Raw genomic sequence first — 20,590 nt, 5'->3', positions numbered from 1 at the left:
CCTTCCTTTTAATACTATTTATCTAGAACTTGCCCAGATTTTTTTGCTACACGAACTTTTTTGCCATCTTCCACTTTGTATCCTACGCGAGTCACTTCACCTGTTTTAGGATCGAGCGGCATAACGTTTGATACATGAATTGGCGCCTCTTGATTAGAAATACCGCCTTGAGGGTTAGCTTGAGTTGGTTTAGAATGTTTCTTCACCATGTTCACACCTTCAACTAAAACGCGGTCCTTTTTAGGGAAAGCAGCAAGGATTGTACCTTGTTTGCCTTTATCTTTACCAGAGATAACCATTACTTTATCGCCTTTTTTAACATGCATCCTGATCGCACCTCCTTGACTAAGGCATTTATTTCATTAGATAACTTCTGGAGCTAGAGAAACAATTTTCATAAAGTTGTTTTCACGCAATTCACGAGCAACTGGTCCGAAGATACGAGTTCCGCGTGGGCTCTTGTCGTCACGGATGATAACACATGCATTCTCATCGAAGCTGATGTATGAACCATCACTTCTGCGCGCTCCGCTTTTCGTGCGAACTATAACAGCTTTTACGACTTCACCTTTTTTGACAACGCCTCCTGGTGTTGCTTGTTTAACCGTGCAAACAATTACATCACCAATATTAGCTGTCTTACGTCCAGAACCACCAAGAACTTTAATAGTAAGTACTTCACGTGCGCCAGAGTTGTCAGCTACTTTTAAACGAGTCTCTTGTTGAATCATTATTTGTTACCTCCCTTCGGAAAAAGAATTCCGAACTTTATTAGATAATAACAGCTTCTTCGACAACTTCAACTAGACGGAAACGCTTAGTTGCAGACAATGGACGAGTTTCCATGATCTTTACGATGTCGCCAATTTTAGCTTGATTATTTTCATCATGTGCTTTGAATTTTTTTGAGTATTTTACGCGTTTACCGTAAAGTGTATGTTTTTTGTATGTTTCAACAACAACAGTGATGGTTTTATCCATTTTGTCAGAAACTACACGGCCTTGGTAAACTTTGCGCTGGTTACGTTCGCTCATGCTCACGACCTCCCCTCAGTGATTATTTATTAGCAGCAATTTCTCTTTCACGAATCACAGTTTTCATGCGCGCGATAGCTTTGCGCACTTCACGAATGCGAGCAGTATTTTCAAGTTGTCCTGTCGCTAATTGAAAGCGAAGATTGAAAAGTTCTTCTTTAAGAGACTTTACTTTTTGTTCAATTTCAGCAGTGGTAAGGTCACGAATTTCATTAGCTTTCATTTGATTCACCACCAATTTCTTCACGTTTTACGAACTTCGTTTTAATTGGCAATTTGTGAGATGCAAGACGAAGCGCTTCACGAGCAACCTCTTCAGACACACCAGAAATTTCAAATAAAACTTTGCCCGGTTTTACAACAGCTACCCAACCTTCTGGAGCCCCTTTACCGGATCCCATACGTACCTCAAGTGGTTTAGCAGTGTAAGGTTTAGAAGGGAAAATTTTGATCCAAACTTTACCGCCACGTTTCATGTAACGAGTCATCGCAATACGTGCAGCTTCGATTTGACGGTTAGTGATCCAAGAAGCCTCAAGAGCTTGAATACCGAATTCACCGAAATGTACTTCAGTACCGCCTTTCGCACGGCCACGCATTTTTCCACGATGCTCTCTGCGATATTTAACGCGTTTTGGTAATAACATATTATTTTCCTCCTTCCTCAGTTTTCTTCTTAGTAGGAAGAACCTCTCCACGATAGATCCAGACTTTTACACCAAGCTTACCGTAAGTAGTGTCAGCTTCAGATGTTGCATAGTCAATGTCCGCACGTAATGTGTGCAATGGAACAGTTCCTTCACTGTAGTATTCAGAACGAGCGATATCTGCACCGCCAAGACGACCAGAAACCATTGTTTTCACACCTTGTGCTCCAGCACGCATAGTACGTTGGATTTGTTGTTTCTGTGCACGGCGGAAAGAAACACGGTTTTCTAATTGACGAGCGATGTTGTCAGCAACTAGCTGTGCATCAAGATCTGCTCTTTTGATTTCAAGAATGTTAATGTGTACACGCTTGCCAGTAAGGCTGTTAAGGGCTTTACGAAGTGCTTCAACTTCAGAACCGCCTTTACCGATAACCATACCAGGCTTAGCTGTGTGGATCGTAATGTTAACGCGATTTGCTGCACGCTCGATTTCCACTTTAGAAACAGAAGCGTCAGAAAGGCGTTTGCTAATGTATTCACGAATTTTTAAATCTTCGTGCAGGAAGTCAGCGTAATCTTTACCAGCGTACCACTTAGATTCCCAATCACGAATGACTCCGATACGAAGACCGACTGGATTTACCTTTTGACCCACTACTTATCCCTCCTTCTTTTCTGATACAACGATTGTAATGTGGCTCGTACGTTTGTTGATTTGGCTCGCACGTCCCATAGCACGTGGGCGGAATCTTTTTAACGTAGGGCCTTCGTCAACGAATGCTTGAGAAATAACCAGGTTGTTAGCGTCCATTTCATAGTTATGCTCAGCATTTGCAATAGCGGATTTTAATACTTTCTCGATAATTGGAGAAGCAGCTCTTGGTGTAAGGTTCAAGATTGATACTGCCTCACCTACTTGCTTGCCTCGAATCAGGTCCATTACTAGACGTGCTTTACGAGGAGCAATACGGACTGTTCTTGCAACAGCTTTAGCTTGCATTTAAAAGCCTCCTCTCTTAGCGTCTTGTTTTTTTGTCATCACTAGCATGACCTTTGTACGTACGAGTTGGAGCGAATTCACCCAACTTGTGCCCTACCATATCTTCAGAGATGAATACAGGCACGTGTTTACGTCCGTCATAGACTGCGATTGTGTGACCAATAAACTGTGGGAAAATAGTAGAACGACGAGACCAAGTTTTTACGACTTGTTTCTTGTCTGTTTCATTTAATTTCTCGATTTTTGTCATCAAGTGTCCATCGACAAATGGTCCTTTTTTCAAGCTGCGAGCCATTTTGGAACCTCCCTTCGTGATTGCACTACGGTCCGAAGTGAACCGTAGACAACCCCGTTATTTATTTTTACGACGACGTACGATAAATTTATCGGATTTGTTCTTTTTCTTACGAGTCTTGAATCCAAGAGTCGGTTTGCCCCATGGAGACATTGGTGATTTACGTCCGATTGGCGCACGTCCTTCACCACCACCGTGTGGGTGATCGTTAGGGTTCATTACAGAACCACGAACTGTAGGACGGATGCCTTTCCAGCGAGAACGTCCAGCTTTACCGATGTTGATAAGTTCGTGCTGTTCGTTACCTACTTGACCGATAGAAGCACGGCAAGCAGAAAGAATCATGCGAACTTCTCCAGAATTAAGACGTACAAGAACGTATTTACCTTCTTTACCAAGAACCTGAGCAGATGTACCAGCTGAACGTACAAGCTGTCCGCCTTTACCAGGTTTTAATTCAATGTTATGCACAACTGTACCAACAGGGATGTTGATAAGTGGAAGTGCATTACCTACTTTAATATCAGCTTCAGGACCTGACATAATTTCAGTACCCACTTGAATTCCTTTAGGAGCAAGAATGTAACGTTTTTCTCCGTCTGCATAGTTGATTAGAGCGATGTTAGCTGAACGGTTTGGATCGTATTCAACTGTAGCAACGCGTCCAGGTATACCATCTTTATCGCGTTTGAAGTCGATAACACGGTATTGGCGTTTATGTCCGCCACCTTGGTGACGTACAGTCAGTTTACCTTGGTTGTTACGTCCGCCTTTTTTGTGAAGGGGAGCAAGCAAGGATTTTTCCGGCTTGTCAGTCGTGATTTCAGCAAAATCTGAAGTTGTCATGCCACGACGTCCATTAGAGGTCGGTTTATACTTTTTAATCGCCATTTTGAATTTCCCTCCTTCTTTTTACAGATAATTAAGCTTCAAAAATTTCGATTTCTTTGCTGTCTGCAGTAAGTTTTACGATCGCTTTTCTGCGACGGCTAGTCATACCAGTGTAGCGTCCAACACGTTTTGATTTACCTTTGTAGTTCATGATGTTGACTTTGTCAACTTTCACTCCAAAGATGCTTTCAACCGCGTCTTTCACTTCTGTTTTGTTAGCTCTTACATCAACTTCAAAAGTATATTTCTTTTCAGCCATTAAATCAGCAGAACGTTCAGTAATGACGGGGCGCTTTAGAACATCACGAGGATCTTTCATTATGCAAGCACCTCCTCTACTTTTTCAACCGCTGCTTTTGTAATCAGAAGCTTCTCGTGGTTGACAACGTCTAAAACGTTGATTCCGTTAGCTTCAACTACAGTAACTCCAGGAATGTTGCGAGCAGATAAAGCCACTGCTTCGTTAGCATCCGCAGTTACGATTAAAGCTTTTTTCTCAACAGATAACCCTTTAAGGATAGCTGCCATTTCTTTTGTTTTAGCCGTATCAAGAGTAAGATCTTCAAGAACGATGATGTTGTTGTCGTTCACTTTAGAAGACAATACTGATTTGATTGCCAAGCGGCGAACTTTTTTAGGTAATTTATAAGAATAGCTGCGTGGTGTTGGGCCGAATACGACACCACCTCCGCGCCATTGCGGTGAACGGATAGAACCTTGACGGGCACGTCCAGTACCTTTTTGACGCCATGGTTTACGACCTCCGCCGCGTACTTCAGAACGATTTTTTACTTTATGAGATCCTTGACGTAAGGAAGCTCTTTGCATAAGAATAGCGTCGAATACAACACTCTCATTTGGCTCGATACCAAATACAGAAGCGTTTAATTCGATGTCACCAGCAGTAGAACCGTTTTGGTTGTATAATGCTACTTTTGGCATGATCAATTTCCTCCTTTCCTAAGAGAGTTATTTAGATTTAACAGCACTTTTAACAGTGATTAAAGATTTCTTCGCACCAGGTACGTTACCTTTGATCAAAAGAAGATTGCGTTCCGCATCAACTTTTACGATTTCAAGGTTTTGAACAGTGATTTGCTCTCCGCCCATACGTCCAGGTAATAATTTACCTTTGAATACACGGTTAGGATCTACAGGTCCCATTGAACCAGGACGACGGTGGTAGCGTGAACCGTGAGACATAGGTCCGCGAGATTGTCCGTGGCGCTTGATCGCACCTTGGAAACCTTTACCTTTAGATACTCCTGTTACATCTACGATTTCTCCAGCAGAGAAAATTTCAACCTTGACTTCCTGACCAACTTCATACGCATCCATTTCCACTCCGCGTAATTCTTTAACGAAGCGCTTAGGAGCAGTTTCCGCTTTTGCAACGTGCCCTTTTTCAGGTTTGTTAGAAAGCTTTTCACGCTTGTCGTCAAAACCAAGCTGGATTGCTTCATAACCGTCGTTTTCAGTTGATTTCTTTTGAAGAACAACGTTTGGAGCAGCCTCGATAACAGTTACCGGAATAAGATCACCATTTTCAGCGAATACTTGCGTCATACCAATTTTTCTTCCTAAGATTCCTTTGGTCATTCGTCACACCTCCTATTAAGATCATTCTATATTTTAGAATTAAAGTTTGATTTCGATATCGACACCAGATGGTAAGTCTAATCGCATGAGAGCATCAACAGTTTGTGGTGTTGGGTTCACAATATCGATTAAACGTTTATGTGTACGCATTTCAAATTGCTCACGAGAATCTTTGTATTTGTGCACCGCACGAAGGATTGTGTAAACTGATTTTTCAGTTGGTAACGGGATCGGACCAGATACGCTAGCACCTGAACGTTTTGCCGTTTCAACAATCTTCTCTGCAGATTGATCAAGGATTCTATGATCATATGCTTTCAAACGAATACGAATTTTTTGTTTTGCCATTATTTTCCCTCCTTTTCGCCTACATCAAGTTAGACAGTTCTCCGTGAGAAAAACCTGAACACCTTGCCATGGCAAAGCGGCCGGGTGTGTCAGCAACCTCTCACTTCATCGCAGTCAAAGACCAACATACACCATTATACAGAAAATAGACGCATGTTGCAAGACTTATTTAAAATATGCATGGTTTGCACACTTTTTTTATTATACAGGTGTTTTTCTTATTTTTCAAGGACCTATCATATATGGTACAGTGCGTGGCGACTCAGTGTATTCGCGAATAATGACGACTCCTCGATATGCGGGGAGTGAGCGGAGTTCTCAAATTGAAACCAGCGCTTTTCAGGTGCTTCAAGCTCACAATAATACTGTTTCGATATTTCAGCAGGAACAATTAAATCATGTCTCCCCGAAATGAAAAAGCACGGTACTTTAATAGAAGGAACTGATCTAAATGCATTAAAACGGTACAACTCATCAGTTAAATGTTTTTTGCTGTAGCGCAATCCATTGAGAAAACTGTGCATGTTTCTTATTCCATACTCCTTACCGGTAAGCATTTGAAATAATATAGCAACGGATTGGCGGCGATGCTGAGTGAACCCTCCCCTACTCATCTCGACACATAACCGTAAGATAAAATGCTGGATATCCTTCTTCCAAGGCGGAGCGCCAATGAAACGTATGAGAGGGAATACTATACTGTCTCTTTTTCCATCAGAGATTTCACGAATATATTGATAAGCAGCTGATTCTTCATAGTGATGGTTAACAACCTGACTGATTCCAAAATACGCGTAAAACAAATCCGGATGCTGCTGCAGTACCTGAAGTGCAAGCAGTGAGCCCCACGAATGACCGGCAAGATATATTTTTGTTTTTGAAAAATGATTTAGAAGCCATTGAGTGACTTGAATTGTGTCTTTAATGAACTGACTTATTGTCATGGAGTGATGAGGAATTCGTTTTGAATACGAAAGCCCGGATCCCCTTTGATCCCAATGTACTACCGTAAAATGCTGTTCCAGGTCTTTTTGATAATGTCTAACATATCCGATTTGCGGCGTCCCCGGACCGCCATGTAAAAAAAGCAGCAATGGATTTTTTACATCTGACCCATTAATCATCAGCATTTGCTTTGTATTTTCAATGCTCAGTTCTTTCATGATAGCGATTGATCTCTCTTCAGGAATCATAAAAAATTAGCCCCTCGAATATGATAGATCCTATTATACAAGAAAAAGATAAGCAAACAAAAAACGAGACCCACAATGGGTCTCGTTTATAATCATACTATTACTCAGTGATTGTAGAAACAACGCCTGAACCAACAGTACGTCCGCCTTCACGAATAGAGAAACGAGTTCCTTCTTCGATAGCGATTGTAGAGATAAGTTCAACGTTCATTTCAGTGTTATCTCCAGGCATAACCATTTCTACGCCTTCTGGAAGATGGATGATACCAGTTACGTCAGTTGTACGGAAGTAGAACTGAGGACGGTAGTTAGAGAAGAATGGAGTATGACGTCCACCCTCTTCTTTAGAAAGAACGTAAACTTCAGCTTTGAATTTGCTGTGTGGAGTGATTGTACCTGGTTTAGCAAGTACTTGACCACGTTGGATATCTTCACGAGCTACACCACGAAGAAGGGCTCCAATGTTGTCTCCAGCTTCAGCGTAATCAAGAAGCTTACGGAACATTTCAACACCTGTAACAGTTGTTTTCTTGTTCTCTTCTTGAAGACCGATGATTTCAACTTCGTCACCGACTTTAACTTGTCCGCGTTCTACACGGCCAGTTGCAACTGTACCACGACCAGTGATTGAGAATACGTCCTCAACTGGCATCATGAATGGTTTTTCAGTGTCACGTTCTGGAGTTGGGATGTACTCATCAACCGCATCCATAAGTTCGAAGATTTTCGCTTCGTAATCAGCGTCACCTTCAAGAGCTTTAAGAGCAGAACCTTTGATTACTGGTACATCATCACCAGGGAAGTCGTATTCGCTAAGAAGATCGCGAACTTCCATTTCAACTAGTTCAAGAAGCTCTTCGTCGTCTACCATGTCGCATTTGTTTAAGAATACAACGATGTATGGTACACCAACGTTTTTAGAAAGAAGGATGTGCTCACGAGTTTGTGGCATTGGGCCATCAGCAGCAGATACTACAAGGATAGCTCCGTCCATTTGCGCAGCACCAGTGATCATGTTTTTAACATAGTCAGCGTGTCCTGGGCAGTCAACGTGTGCATAGTGACGAGTTTCAGTTTCGTACTCAACGTGTGCAGTAGAGATTGTGATACCGCGCTCGCGTTCTTCTGGTGCACCATCAATTTGATCGTACGCCATAGCTGTACCTTTACCAGATTTCTTATGAAGTACTGTTGTGATAGCAGCAGTTAAAGTTGTTTTACCATGGTCAACGTGTCCAATTGTACCAATATTGGCATGTGATTTGGAACGGTCGAATTTTTCTTTAGCCATTCTAAAATCCTCCTTAAGAGCTTTTAATTAGTAATGTATAGAGTGATAGGAAGTGAAAGAAAGCTTTCACTTCCTCATCTTACAATAGTAGTTATACTTGAGTTAAGAGGCAAAATCAATTATTCGCCTCTATTTTTTTTGATAATTTCTTCTGAAACGCTCTTCGGCACTTCTTCGTAGTGATCCATGAACATAGTGAACGTACCGCGACCTTGCGTATTAGAACGAAGTGCAGTAGCGTAACCGAACATTTCAGCAAGAGGAACCATAGCGCGAACAACTTGAGCGTTACCACGCGCTTCCATACCTTCTACGCGTCCGCGACGTGAAGTAATATCACCCATGATATCTCCCATGTATTCTTCTGGAATAACCACTTCTACTTTCATGATTGGTTCAAGAAGAACTGGGTTACATTTGCTGACTGCATTTTTCAATGCCATAGAAGCAGCAACTTTAAATGCCATTTCGTTTGAGTCAACATCATGGTAAGAACCATCGAAAAGTTTTGCTTTAATGTCGATAAGCGGGAAGCCTGCTAGTACACCATTTTCAAGTGCATCTTCCAGACCTGCTTGAACAGCTGGGATGTATTCACGTGGAACAACCCCACCGACAATCGCATTTTCAAATTCAAAGCCAGCGCCTTCTTCGTTTGGTTCGAATTCGATCCAAACGTGTCCGAACTGACCGCGTCCACCAGACTGACGTACGAATTTACCTTCAACTTTTGCACCGGTACGGAATGTTTCACGGTACGCAACCTGAGGGGCACCAACATTGGCTTCCACTTTAAATTCGCGTTTCATACGGTCAACAATGATATCAAGGTGAAGTTCACCCATACCAGAGATAATCGTTTGGCCAGTTTCTGGGTTTGTTTGTGTACGGAATGTAGGATCTTCTTCAGCAAGTTTCGCTAAAGCGATACCCATTTTATCTTGGTCAGCTTTTGATTTAGGCTCAATAGCCACGTCGATAACTGGTTCTGGGAATTCCATTGATTCAAGGATAACAAGGTCCTTCTCATCACATAGAGTATCTCCAGTTGTTGTATCTTTTAGACCTACAGCAGCTGCGATATCTCCTGCGTATACAGTAGCGATTTCTTCACGGCTGTTAGCGTGCATTTGAAGGATACGTCCAACACGCTCACGTTTGCCTTTAGTAGAGTTTTTCACGTAAGAACCGGAATCAAGTGTTCCAGAGTAAACACGGAAGAACGTCAACTTACCAACGTAAGGGTCAGTCATAACTTTAAATGCTAATGCAGAGAATGGCTCTTCATCAGAAGAATGGCGCTCAATCTCTTCATTTGTATCAGGGCGAGTACCTTTGATTGCAGCAACGTCAGTTGGTGCAGGAAGGTAGTCAAGCACAGCATCAAGTACTAGTTGAACACCTTTGTTTTTGAAGGCAGAACCAACAAGAACAGGGTAGAATTCAACATTCAATGTACCTTTACGAATACCTGCTTTTAACTCGTCAATCGTAATTTCTTCACCCTCAAGGTATTTATCCATAAGCTCTTCATCAAGCTCACAAACAGCTTCAATGAGGCTGTTGCGAAGCTCTTCAGCTTGCTCTTTGTACTCTTCAGGGATTTCTTTTGCATCAGAACGAGTTCCGAGGTCATCTTCGTAGTAATACGCAACGTTTTCTACAAGGTCGATGATACCTTCGAAGTTGTCTTCAGCACCGATCGGCAATTGAATTGCATGAGCGTTTGCTTGAAGACGGTCTCTTAAAGTTCCTACAGAATAAAGGAAGTCTGCACCGATTTTGTCCATTTTGTTAACAAAAACGATACGCGGTACTCCGTAAGTTGTTGCCTGACGCCAAACAGTTTCTGTTTGAGGCTCAACGCCTGATTGCGCGTCAAGTACAGCAACAGCACCATCAAGTACACGGAGAGAACGTTCAACTTCAACTGTGAAGTCTACGTGTCCTGGAGTATCGATGATGTTTACGCGGTATCCTTTCCACTGTGCAGTTGTCGCAGCGGAAGTGATTGTGATACCACGTTCTTGTTCCTGCTCCATCCAGTCCATTTGTGAAGCTCCTTCATGAGTTTCACCAATTTTGTGGATACGACCAGTATAGAACAAGATACGTTCTGTAGTAGTCGTTTTACCGGCATCAATGTGAGCCATGATACCGATATTACGAGTTTTGTCTAAGGAGAACTCTCTTGCCATTGGGTAATTTCTCCTTCCTTATTGGGAAATTGTGTTTTTTAGTATATAAATCCTACCAACGATAGTGTGCAAATGCTTTGTTTGCTTCAGCCATCTTATGAGTATCTTCACGTTTCTTAACAGCAGCACCAGTGTTGTTAGCTGCGTCAAGGATTTCGTTAGCTAAACGCTCTTCCATCGTTTTTTCTCCGCGAAGACGAGCGTAGTTAACTAACCAGCGAAGTCCAAGAGTCGTACGACGTTCAGGACGAACTTCTACAGGAACTTGGTAGTTCGCACCACCTACACGGCGTGCTTTTACTTCAAGTACAGGCATGATGTTTTTCAATGCTTGTTCGAAAACCTCCATTGCATCATTGCCAGTACGTTCTTTAATGATATCGAATGACTTGTATAGGATTGTTTGAGACTTACCTTTTTTACCATCGATCATCATTTTGTTGATTAGACGAGATACAAGCTTAGAGTTGTAAATCGGATCAGGTAAAACATCTCTTTTTGCTACAGGACCTTTACGTGGCATCTGAATATCCTCCCTTCATTATTTTTACGTTTTTGTGTTTATTATTTTGCTTTAGGACGTTTAGTTCCGTATTTAGAGCGGCCTTGCGCACGGTTTTCTACGCCAGCAGTGTCAAGCGCACCACGAACGATGTGGTAACGTACCCCTGGTAAGTCTTTTACACGTCCGCCACGGATAAGTACAACACTGTGCTCTTGCAGGTTGTGACCGATACCAGGAATGTAAGCCGTAACCTCGATTCCGTTAGTCAAACGAACACGAGCATATTTACGAAGTGCTGAGTTCGGTTTTTTCGGTGTCATTGTACCAACACGAGTACATACCCCGCGTTTTTGTGGAGAAGATACGTTAGTGTGCTCTTTTTTAAAGCTGTTGTATCCTTTGTTAAGTGCAGGAGACTTTGAGTTTTCTACTTTACTCACGCGTCCTTTGCGAATTAGCTGATTAATTGTAGGCATTATATTTTCCTCCCTTCATTACGTTTTATAACCCACATACCCAGGTGGTTCATCAAAAGGCAAAAAACAATGTCTTTACACAAGATGAAATCTTACGCAAAAACAAAAGTACGTTATAAAATAATGGCAACAGCGGCTGCTCCTACCTCAATTCCGCAGGCTTTGCCGAGCTTTTTCATGGATTCAACCATTGAGACAGAGATACCTTGATCTTCCGCAAGTGAAACAACACTTGACGTGAGTATCGGATCTGCGTCTTTTGCAACGACTACTTCCTTTACTGAACCTCGTTTTAGAGCTTTCACTGTTTGCTTCGTACCAATAATAATTGATTTGGCCTGTGATACTTTATCATAAGACATAAACATATCCTCCAAAGTAACAGGTTTATTTCGAGCACCTTGGTTATATTATCATTCTAGGAGACGAATGTCAACAAGGTATGACATTTTTTAGTTTCGTTCTTCTCATTGAGTGACTTTTATTAAATATATCTGCTGAAAGACTGTTTTGGCAGTCTTTCAGCAGCATTAAATCAATTATTCAACCGGAACCATGTCTTCAGTTGGCTGAACATTTGAAACTGGTTTTACTTTACGGTATTTCATCATTCCTGTACCAGCTGGAACAAGCTTACCGATGATAACATTCTCTTTCAAGCCGAGAAGCTCATCACGCTTACCTTTGATCGCTGCGTCTGTAAGGACACGTGTTGTTTCCTGGAAGGAAGCAGCAGATAAGAATGAATCAGTTTCAAGAGATGCTTTTGTAATACCGAGCAAGACAGGACGGCCTGTAGCAGGACGATTGCCTTCAAGCAATACTTTTTTGTTCGCTTCAGTAAATTGGTGAATATCAAGCAATGTACCTGGAAGCACATCAGTGTCACCGGCGTCAATTACGCGGACTTTGCGAAGCATCTGGCGAACCATTACTTCTACGTGTTTATCACCGATTTCAACACCCTGCATACGGTAAACCTTTTGGACCTCGTGGAGAAGGTACTCTTGAACAGTAGTCAGGTCAGTCACTTTAAGAAGCTCTTTCGGATCGATTGAACCTTCTGTCAGTACTTGGCCTCGAGTAATTTTATCTCCTTCCGCTACTTTCAGGCGGGAGTTATAAGGTGCTGTATAAGAGCGTGTTTCCACTGCGCCTTGAACCACAATTTCCTGTTGCTTATCACGAACTTCATTGATCTCAACGACTGTACCGTCGATTTCTGTAATTGTTGCCTGACCTTTCGGATTACGCGCTTCGAAAAGCTCTTGGATACGCGGAAGACCCTGTGTGATATCGTCTCCGGCAACCCCGCCTGTATGGAATGTACGCATTGTTAACTGTGTACCAGGCTCACCGATTGATTGGGCAGCAATGATACCGACAGCTTCACCGACTTCAACATCGGAGCCAGTTGCAAGATTTCGGCCATAGCATCGTTTACATACACCATGAGGCGTATTACATGTGAAGGCAGAACGGATCCACACTTCTTCAATACCGGCTTCTACAATTTCCAGTGCTTTATCTTCATCAATCAGTTCGTTTTCATTTACAAGCACTTCACCTGTTTCAGGATGCTTCACTTGTTTTCGTGCAAAACGGCCGATTAAGCGTTCTTCTAAGCGCTCAATTGTTTCAGTTCCTTCTTTAAGAGGCTGAGCAAGGATGCCTCGGTCAGTTCCGCAATCAGTCTCACGAATGATAACATCCTGCGCAACGTCAACGAGACGGCGTGTAAGGTAACCTGAGTCAGCAGTTTTAAGGGCGGTATCGGCAAGACCTTTACGCGCACCGTGAGTGGAGATAAAGTACTCCAATACTGTCAGACCTTCACGGAAACTTGATTTGATCGGTAATTCAATGATACGTCCAGCCGGGTTGGCCATCAGGCCGCGCATTCCGGCAAGCTGCGTAAAGTTAGACGCGTTACCACGGGCACCAGAGTCACTCATCATGTAGATCGGGTTGAGCTCATCAAGTGACTTCATCAGTTTGCCTTGGATAACATCTTTGGCAGCACTCCAGATAGAGATAACTCTCTCATAGCGTTCTTCTTCAGTGATTAGACCACGTCGGAATTGCTTCATGACGTTATCTACTTTGCTTTGCGCTTCCTCAAGAATTTCTTGTTTATCATCGAGTACGACGATGTCAGAAACCCCAACTGTAATACCAGCTTTTGTTGAATATTTGAAACCTAGGTTTTTCATGCGGTCAAGCATTTTAGACGTTTCCGTGATATGGAATCGTTTAAAGATTTCCGCGATGATTTTACCCAAAATACCTTTTTTAAACGGTGCATTGATTGGCTGCTGTTCAATGACAGCTTTCACATCGGCACCTTTTTCTAAGAAGAAACGGTCAGGTGTTTTCTCTTCAATGTTGCTCTTCGTCGGTTCATTCATGTAAGGGAATGATTCTGGAAGAATTTCATTGAAGACAAGCTTACCGACAGTTGTAATTAACAATTTTGAGCGCTGTTCTTCGGTAAATGTCACATTCTTAAGGGAGTTAGCTGCAACAGCTACTCTCGTATGAAGGTGAACATATCCGTTTTGATAAGCAAGAAGCGCTTCGTCTGTATTCTTGAAGACCATACCTTCACCGACAGCACCGGCACGCTCAAGTGTCAGGTAATAGTTACCCAGTACCATATCCTGAGACGGTGTTACAACCGGTTTACCATCTTTAGGGTTCAAGATGTTTTGAGCAGCAAGCATCAAGATGCGTGCTTCAGCTTGAGCTTCAGCAGATAATGGTACGTGAACTGCCATTTGGTCACCGTCAAAGTCAGCGTTGTAAGCTGTACATACGAGCGGGTGAAGGCGAATTGCGCGTCCTTCAACAAGCGTTGGTTCAAACGCTTGGATACCTAATCTGTGAAGTGTAGGGGCACGGTTCAGAAGTACCGGATGCTCCTTAATAACTGATTCGAGTACATCCCATACTTCAGGCTGTACGCGCTCAATTTTACGTTTCGCACTCTTAATGTTGTGAGCAAGACCTTTTTCAACAAGCTCTTTCATAACGAAAGGTTTGAAAAGTTCAAGCGCCATTTCCTTCGGCAATCCGCATTGGTACATTTTCAAATGAGGACCAACAACGATTACAGAACGTCCGGAGTAATCGACACGTTTACCAAGAAGGTTTTGACGGAAACGGCCTTGCTTCCCTTTCAGCATGTGCGAAAGAGATTTTAACGGTCTGTTACCAGGACCTGTTACAGGACGTCCGCGGCGGCCGTTATCAATTAAAGCATCAACAGCCTCTTGAAGCATACGCTTTTCGTTTTGAACAATGATGCTAGGCGCACCAAGGTCCAAAAGGCGTTTCAAACGATTGTTACGGTTGATGACACGACGATAAAGGTCATTCAAATCAGAAGTCGCAAAACGTCCGCCATCTAGCTGTACCATCGGTCTAAGCTCAGGAGGAATAACAGGAAGCACATCAAGGATCATCCAAGAAGGCTTGTTTCCTGAGTTACGGAAGGCTTCTAAAACTTCAAGGCGTTTGATCGCACGAGTACGGCGCTGTCCTTGTGAAGTTTTTAGCTCTTCTTTTAACATATCAACTTCTTTTACAAGATCGATATCTTGTAGAAGTTTATGAATCGCTTCTGCACCCATAGACGCTTGGAATTTATTACCGTATTTATCAAGATAAGCACGGTATTCTTTCTCAGACAGAAGCTGTTTCTTTTCAAGCGGTGTGTTTGCCGGATCAGTTACAACGTAAGAAGCAAAGTAAATGACTTCTTCTAAAGCACGAGGTGACATATCCAGCACAAGACCCATACGGCTTGGAATACCTTTGAAATACCAAATGTGGGAAACTGGGGCAGCCAGTTCAATGTGCCCCATTCTCTCACGACGGACTTTAGCCCGTGTTACTTCGACTCCGCAGCGGTCACAAACTACGCCTTTATAACGAACTCGCTTGTACTTCCCGCAATGACATTCCCAGTCCTTAGTCGGTCCGAAAATGCGTTCGCAGAATAGACCGTCCTTTTCAGGTTTTAACGTACGATAGTTTATCGTTTCAGGCTTTTTCACTTCACCAAAAGACCATGAACGGATTTTATCCGGTGAAGCAAGACCGATGTTCATATACTCAAAATTGTTCACATCTAGCAAGGGGCCTACCTCCCTTTTTATCTTCGGATTAACCGATGTCACTTGCCTTTATAACTAGAGATTATTCTTTTGTTACTACATCTCGTTCAACGTCTGCAGATGCTGTTTCTTCCGGCTCTTCATCACCTGATAATGCCAGGCCGTCAGCTTGCTTCGCATCTTCTTCGTCTTCTAAATCTCTCATTTCTATTTCTTCTTCATCACCAGAAAGAATTTTGACATCCATACCTAAGCTTTGAAGTTCTTTGATTAATACTTTGAATGATTCCGGAACACCTGGTTCAGGAACATTATCGCCTTTAACGATGGCTTCGTATGTTTTCACACGTCCAACCACGTCATCAGACTTAACAGTTAGAATTTCTTGAAGAGTGTAAGCCGCACCGTAAGCTTCAAGTGCCCATACCTCCATCTCACCGAAACGCTGTCCGCCAAATTGTGCTTTACCGCCAAGAGGCTGCTGCGTAACAAGTGAGTAAGGACCTGTAGAGCGTGCATGAAGTTTATCGTCAACCATGTGAGCCAGTTTGATCATGTACATGATACCGACAGATACGCGGTTATCAAATGGCTCTCCAGTACGTCCATCGTAAAGCACTGTTTTGGCATCACGAGACATACCGGCTTCTTCAAGTGTTTCCCAAACATCCTCTTCTCGCGCTCCATCAAATACAGGAGATGCAATGTGAATGCCGAGGTAACGAGCGGCCATACCCATATGAAGTTCCAATACCTGCCCGATGTTCATACGTGATGGTACGCCCAACGGGTTAAGCATGATATCAATTGGTGTGCCGTCAGGAAGGTAAGGCATATCCTCTTCAGGAAGAATCTTAGAGATAACACCTTTGTTACCGTGACGACCGGCCATTTTATCCCCTTCAGAAATCTTACGCTTCTGAACGATATATACGCGAACCAACTGGTTAACACCTGGAGGAAGTTCGTCTCCATCTTCACGGTTAAAGACTTTAACGTCGTGGATAATTCCGCCGCCGCCGTGAGGCACACGAAGAGAAGTATCACGAACCTCGCGGGCTTTTTCACCAAAGATGGCGTGAAGCAGGCGTTCTTCAGCAGTCAGTTCAGTTACGCCTTTAGGCGTTACTTTACCAACAAGAAGATCTCCGTCTTTTACTTCTGCCCCAATACGGATGATTCCACGGTCATCAAGATTGCGAAGCGCATCTTCACCGACGTTTGGAATATCGCGAGTGATTTCTTCAGGTCCAAGTTTAGTATCACGTGCTTCTGATTCGTATTCTTCGATGTGGATAGATGTATAAACATCATCCTTCACAAGGCGTTCACTCATGATGATGGCATCCTCATAGTTGTAGCCATCCCATGTCATGAAGCCGACCATTACGTTACGGCCAAGTGCAAGTTCACCAAGCTCCATAGAAGGACCGTCAGCAAGGATTTCTCCTTTTACTACTTCATCGCCGACACTTACGATCGGACGCTGATTGTAGCACGTACCTTGGTTAGAGCGGACAAATTTCAGCAGGCTGTATTTATCCAGGTTTCCTTTTACTTTTTGACCGTCTACTTCTTCATAACGGCGAACCCAAACGTTTTTCGCTTCTACGCGTTCAACGATACCAGGGTGTTTACAAATAACAGCGGCACCAGAGTCTTTACCTGATACGTATTCCATACCAGTTCCAACGAATGGCGCTTCTGGCTGCATCAAAGGCACAGCCTGACGCTGCATGTTCGCTCCCATGAGAGCACGGTTGGAGTCATCGTTTTCTAGGAACGGGATACATGCTGTCGCAGCAGAAACAACCTGCTTAGGCGATACATCCATGTAGTCTACACGGTTTCTGGAAACAACGGTGTTCTCCCCGCGGAAACGGGCAACGATGCTGTCATCAATAAATGCGCCTTCGTCATCAAGACGAGCGTTCGCTTGAGCGACAACATAGTTATCCTCTTCATCAGCAGTTAAGTAATCGATTCTGCCCGTTACCTTCCCTGTTTCAGGGTCAACGCGGCGATAAGGTGTTTCGATAAAGCCAAAACGGTTTACTTTTGCATATGATGAAAGTGAGTTGATCAAACCGATGTTCGGACCCTCAGGCGTTTCAATCGGACACATACGGCCATAGTGGGAGTAGTGAACGTCACGTACTTCCATTCCGGCACGCTCACGTGTCAATCCGCCCGGTCCTAATGCTGACAGACGGCGCTTATGCGTTAATTCAGCAAGCGGGTTCGTCTGGTCCATGAATTGAGAAAGCTGAGAGCTTCCAAAGAACTCTTTAATGGACGCAATAACAGGACGAATATTGATCAGCTGCTGAGGAGTAATTGTATTCGTATCTTGAATTGACATTCTCTCACGAACCACACGCTCCATACGGCTTAAACCGATACGGAATTGGTTCTGGAGAAGCTCACCTACAGAACGCAAACGACGGTTTCCAAGATGATCGATATCATCTGTGTCGCCTACTCCGTGCAGCAAGTTGAAGAAGTAGCTGATAGAAGAAATAATATCAGCAGGCGTAATGTTTTTAATCTCTTCTTCAATGTAAGCATTGCCGATTACATTAATAACCTGTTCTCCTTCTTGATCAGTCGGAGCAAAGATTTTAATTGATTGAAGAGTTACTTCATCTTCAACAACGCCGCCATTCGGATACAGCTTTCTGAAACCGATTCCGTTTTCTAAGTATGGCAGTACTTTATCAAGTGTTCTTCTATCAAGAATCTGACCTTTTTCAGCCAGGATTTCTCCTGTTTCAGGGTCAACAAGCGTTTCAGCAAGTCTCTGATTAAAGAGGCGATTCTTAATATGAAGTTTTTTGTTAATTTTATAGCGTCCTACATTGGCAAGATCGTATCGTTTCGGATCAAAGAAACGAGAATCAAGCAAGCTTTTCGCATTTTCAACTGTAGGCGGCTCTCCTGGACGGAGACGTTCGTAAATTTCAAGCAGCGCTTTGTCGCTGTTTTCTGTGTTATCTTTATCAAGCGTATTTCGCAGGTATTCGTTCTCTCCTACGAGATCAAGAATCTCTTGATCGGAACCGAAGCCGAGAGCACGCAAAAGAACCGTAACCGGCAACTTACGTGTGCGATCAATGCGGACATAAACAACATCTTTCGCATCAGTTTCGTATTCTAACCATGCGCCACGGTTTGGAATGACAGTCGCGGTAAAACCTTTTTTACCGTTTTTGTCTACTTTACCACTGAAATATACACTTGGAGACCGAACAAGCTGGGAAACGATAACGCGTTCCGCACCGTTAATGATAAAAGTACCTGTATCTGTCATAATAGGGAAATCACCCATGAAGACATCTTGGTCTTTTACCTCTCCAGTTTCTTTGTTAATTAAACGAACCTTCACTCTTAGCGGAGCTGAGTAAGTCACATCACGTTCTTTTGATTCCTCTACAGGATATTTAGGCTCACCTAAACTATAATCAATGAACTCAAGAGAGAGGTTACCAGTGAAATCCTCAATTGGCGATATGTCTTGAAACATCTCTCTAAGACCCTCATCAAGAAACCACTGATAAGAAGAGGTTTGAATTTCAATGAGATTTGGTAATTCTAACACTTCGCTAATGCGAGCATAGCTTCTGCGCTGGCGGTGTCGTCCATACTGAACTAGTTGACCTGTCAACTGATTCACCCCTCAAATCATGCGTATTATATGTGTAATAAGCATTTCTTTCAAAGAAAGAAAATACTTTTACAAGACAAAAGAAAAAAGGGTTTCTAATTAAGAAAACCACATCCAAAAACAAATACCGATTTTATTAGCATTTCCATACTTGTATAATTTATACATAGATATTGACAATTCATCATATCAAGCAAAATATATACATTGGCATTTTATAATATTAACATAGCTAAAATACCGAGTCAAACTTTTTTTGCTTTAATGATATAATAGCCTTTCTTTTTTTGAACGACAGAAACTTCATCGAACAGTTCCTCGAGCTTTTCAATGGCAGAAGGCGCGCCTTGCTTTTTCTGTATGACGATCCACAACTCACCTGAAGCTTTTAAGTGTTCAGCGCTTTTCTCAAAGATAGCATGGACAACTTTTTTTCCGGCTCGGATTGGGGGATTTGTAAGAATAGAAGCAAATGTTTGAGCAGAATCAACGTTTGAAAACATATCACTCTGATAAACCTTAACGTTTGTTATTCCGTTTTGTTCCGCATTTTCATTTGATAGCTCTACAGCTCTCTCATTAACGTCAATCATGTGGATGGTCCGGTCTTTAAAGTCGCTGGCCAATGACAGGCCAATCGGGCCATACCCGCAGCCTACATCCAGAATGCTGCCCTCAACTTCCGGCTCTTCAAAAGAATCAATCAGCAGACGGGATCCGAAATCAACTTCCTTTTTTGAAAAAACCCCGCTGTCGCTTGTAAACTTGAAATCTTTATTACGAAGCCTAAAAGACCAGGTTTGCTTGTTGCTTTTCACTGAAGGTTTTTCTGAATAATAGTGCTCACTCATTATTAGAACCTCCTTTTGTCATGTCTTAAAGAATGGCAAAGAAAAAGCTCGCCTCATAAAAGCGAGCTTCCCCTACAGGTAAGTGAAGATTACTTAACTTCTACAGAAGCGCCAACTTCTTCAAGTTTAGCTTTAAGCTCTTCAGCTTCTTCTTTAGCAATACCTTCTTTAAGTGGTTTTGGAGTGTTGTCAACAAGTTCTTTAGCTTCTTTTAAGCCAAGACCAGTGATTTCACGTACAACTTTGATAACTTTGATTTTTTGAGAACCTGCACCAGCAAGGATAAGGTCGAATTCGCTTTGCTCTTCAGCAGCTCCGCCTGCAGCAGCTCCGCCAGCTACAGCTACAGGAGCAGCAGCAGTTACGCCAAATTCTTCTTCGATTGCTTTTACTAGGTCGTTCAATTCAAGTACAGTTGCTTCTTTAACGGAAGCAATGATTTCTTCGATATTTAAAGCCATTTGTAATTCCTCCAT

23 protein-coding genes are annotated in these 20,590 nt (G+C 42.7%); all 23 read right to left on the bottom strand.

Annotation, left to right across the window (positions count from 1 at the left end; translation table 11 throughout):
* Window positions 1-14: 14 nt before the first annotated feature.
* The 23 genes from rplX to rplL all read right to left on the bottom strand — a co-directional run bounded on the left by rplX (window position 15) and on the right by rplL (window position 20,575).
* Window positions 15-326 (bottom strand): 50S ribosomal protein L24, encoded by a 312-nt coding sequence (rplX, locus tag M0696_RS00780; RefSeq protein WP_003156486.1) that lies wholly within the window; start codon window positions 324-326, stop codon window positions 15-17.
* Between the two features lie 36 nt (window positions 327-362).
* On the bottom strand, window positions 363-731 hold the full coding sequence (rplN, locus tag M0696_RS00775; protein ID WP_003225805.1) for a 50S ribosomal protein L14: 369 nt from the start codon (window positions 729-731) through the stop codon (window positions 363-365).
* Window positions 732-771: 40 nt separating this feature from the next.
* The gene (gene rpsQ / locus M0696_RS00770; RefSeq protein ID WP_003225804.1) at window positions 772-1,035 is read right to left on the bottom strand and encodes a 30S ribosomal protein S17; all 264 of its coding nucleotides are present in this window, start codon (window positions 1,033-1,035) and stop codon (window positions 772-774) included.
* Between the two features lie 22 nt (window positions 1,036-1,057).
* Window positions 1,058-1,258: a 50S ribosomal protein L29 gene (rpmC, locus tag M0696_RS00765; protein WP_003156482.1), complete on the bottom strand. Its 201-nt coding sequence runs from the start codon at window positions 1,256-1,258 to the stop codon at window positions 1,058-1,060.
* Entirely contained in the window at window positions 1,248-1,682 is a 435-nt protein-coding gene (rplP, locus tag M0696_RS00760) for a 50S ribosomal protein L16 (RefSeq protein WP_003225801.1), read from the bottom strand. Before rplP ends, rpmC begins: the two co-directional genes overlap by 11 nt.
* 1 nt (window position 1,683) lies before the next feature.
* Entirely contained in the window at window positions 1,684-2,340 is a 657-nt protein-coding gene (gene rpsC, locus M0696_RS00755; protein WP_003242001.1) for a 30S ribosomal protein S3, read from the bottom strand.
* A gap of 3 nt (window positions 2,341-2,343) precedes the next feature.
* The gene (gene rplV / locus M0696_RS00750) at window positions 2,344-2,685 is read right to left on the bottom strand and encodes a 50S ribosomal protein L22 (RefSeq protein WP_003156475.1); all 342 of its coding nucleotides are present in this window, start codon (window positions 2,683-2,685) and stop codon (window positions 2,344-2,346) included.
* Between the two features lie 16 nt (window positions 2,686-2,701).
* Complete coding sequence (gene rpsS, locus M0696_RS00745) at window positions 2,702-2,980, bottom strand: 30S ribosomal protein S19 (RefSeq protein ID WP_003156472.1); 279 nt, start codon at window positions 2,978-2,980, stop codon at window positions 2,702-2,704.
* 57 nt (window positions 2,981-3,037) lie between these two features.
* Window positions 3,038-3,871: a 50S ribosomal protein L2 gene (gene rplB, locus M0696_RS00740; RefSeq protein WP_003225795.1), complete on the bottom strand. Its 834-nt coding sequence runs from the start codon at window positions 3,869-3,871 to the stop codon at window positions 3,038-3,040.
* A 31-nt stretch (window positions 3,872-3,902) separates the two neighbouring features.
* Entirely contained in the window at window positions 3,903-4,190 is a 288-nt protein-coding gene (gene rplW / locus M0696_RS00735) for a 50S ribosomal protein L23 (protein WP_003225793.1), read from the bottom strand.
* The gene (rplD, locus tag M0696_RS00730) at window positions 4,190-4,813 is read right to left on the bottom strand and encodes a 50S ribosomal protein L4 (protein ID WP_003242004.1); all 624 of its coding nucleotides are present in this window, start codon (window positions 4,811-4,813) and stop codon (window positions 4,190-4,192) included. The genes rplW and rplD overlap by 1 nt, the downstream gene beginning before the upstream one ends.
* Window positions 4,814-4,840: 27 nt before the next feature.
* Complete coding sequence (gene rplC, locus M0696_RS00725; protein WP_003225791.1) at window positions 4,841-5,470, bottom strand: 50S ribosomal protein L3; 630 nt, start codon at window positions 5,468-5,470, stop codon at window positions 4,841-4,843.
* Window positions 5,471-5,509: 39 nt separating this feature from the next.
* Complete coding sequence (rpsJ, locus tag M0696_RS00720; protein ID WP_003156464.1) at window positions 5,510-5,818, bottom strand: 30S ribosomal protein S10; 309 nt, start codon at window positions 5,816-5,818, stop codon at window positions 5,510-5,512.
* A 236-nt stretch (window positions 5,819-6,054) separates the two neighbouring features.
* Complete coding sequence (locus M0696_RS00715; protein WP_248602376.1) at window positions 6,055-7,011, bottom strand: alpha/beta fold hydrolase; 957 nt, start codon at window positions 7,009-7,011, stop codon at window positions 6,055-6,057.
* Between the two features lie 100 nt (window positions 7,012-7,111).
* Window positions 7,112-8,302: an elongation factor Tu gene (gene tuf / locus M0696_RS00710; RefSeq protein ID WP_024714047.1), complete on the bottom strand. Its 1,191-nt coding sequence runs from the start codon at window positions 8,300-8,302 to the stop codon at window positions 7,112-7,114.
* A gap of 119 nt (window positions 8,303-8,421) precedes the next feature.
* A complete protein-coding gene (fusA, locus tag M0696_RS00705; protein WP_248602375.1) occupies window positions 8,422-10,500 on the bottom strand; it encodes an elongation factor G in 2,079 nt (692 codons plus the stop codon).
* 52 nt (window positions 10,501-10,552) lie between these two features.
* On the bottom strand, window positions 10,553-11,023 hold the full coding sequence (gene rpsG, locus M0696_RS00700) for a 30S ribosomal protein S7 (RefSeq protein ID WP_003225784.1): 471 nt from the start codon (window positions 11,021-11,023) through the stop codon (window positions 10,553-10,555).
* Between the two features lie 41 nt (window positions 11,024-11,064).
* Complete coding sequence (gene rpsL, locus M0696_RS00695) at window positions 11,065-11,481, bottom strand: 30S ribosomal protein S12 (protein ID WP_003156445.1); 417 nt, start codon at window positions 11,479-11,481, stop codon at window positions 11,065-11,067.
* A 113-nt stretch (window positions 11,482-11,594) separates the two neighbouring features.
* Window positions 11,595-11,843: a 50S ribosomal protein L7ae-like protein gene (locus M0696_RS00690; protein ID WP_003225778.1), complete on the bottom strand. Its 249-nt coding sequence runs from the start codon at window positions 11,841-11,843 to the stop codon at window positions 11,595-11,597.
* 177 nt (window positions 11,844-12,020) lie between these two features.
* A complete protein-coding gene (gene rpoC, locus M0696_RS00685; RefSeq protein WP_166854498.1) occupies window positions 12,021-15,620 on the bottom strand; it encodes a DNA-directed RNA polymerase subunit beta' in 3,600 nt (1,199 codons plus the stop codon).
* Between the two features lie 61 nt (window positions 15,621-15,681).
* Entirely contained in the window at window positions 15,682-19,263 is a 3,582-nt protein-coding gene (gene rpoB / locus M0696_RS00680; protein WP_003225770.1) for a DNA-directed RNA polymerase subunit beta, read from the bottom strand.
* Between the two features lie 245 nt (window positions 19,264-19,508).
* Window positions 19,509-20,114: a class I SAM-dependent methyltransferase gene (locus M0696_RS00675; protein WP_166854499.1), complete on the bottom strand. Its 606-nt coding sequence runs from the start codon at window positions 20,112-20,114 to the stop codon at window positions 19,509-19,511.
* A gap of 89 nt (window positions 20,115-20,203) precedes the next feature.
* Window positions 20,204-20,575 carry a 50S ribosomal protein L7/L12 gene (rplL, locus tag M0696_RS00670; protein WP_003156436.1) on the bottom strand — a complete coding sequence of 124 codons (372 nt, stop codon included), beginning with the start codon at window positions 20,573-20,575 and terminating at the stop codon, window positions 20,204-20,206.
* Window positions 20,576-20,590 lie beyond the last annotated feature (15 nt).

Source organism: Bacillus rugosus (genome assembly GCF_023238245.1).
In the GTDB taxonomy this organism is placed as follows: domain Bacteria; phylum Bacillota; class Bacilli; order Bacillales; family Bacillaceae; genus Bacillus; species Bacillus rugosus.
This window is presented reverse-complemented; position numbering and strand designations above follow the sequence as displayed.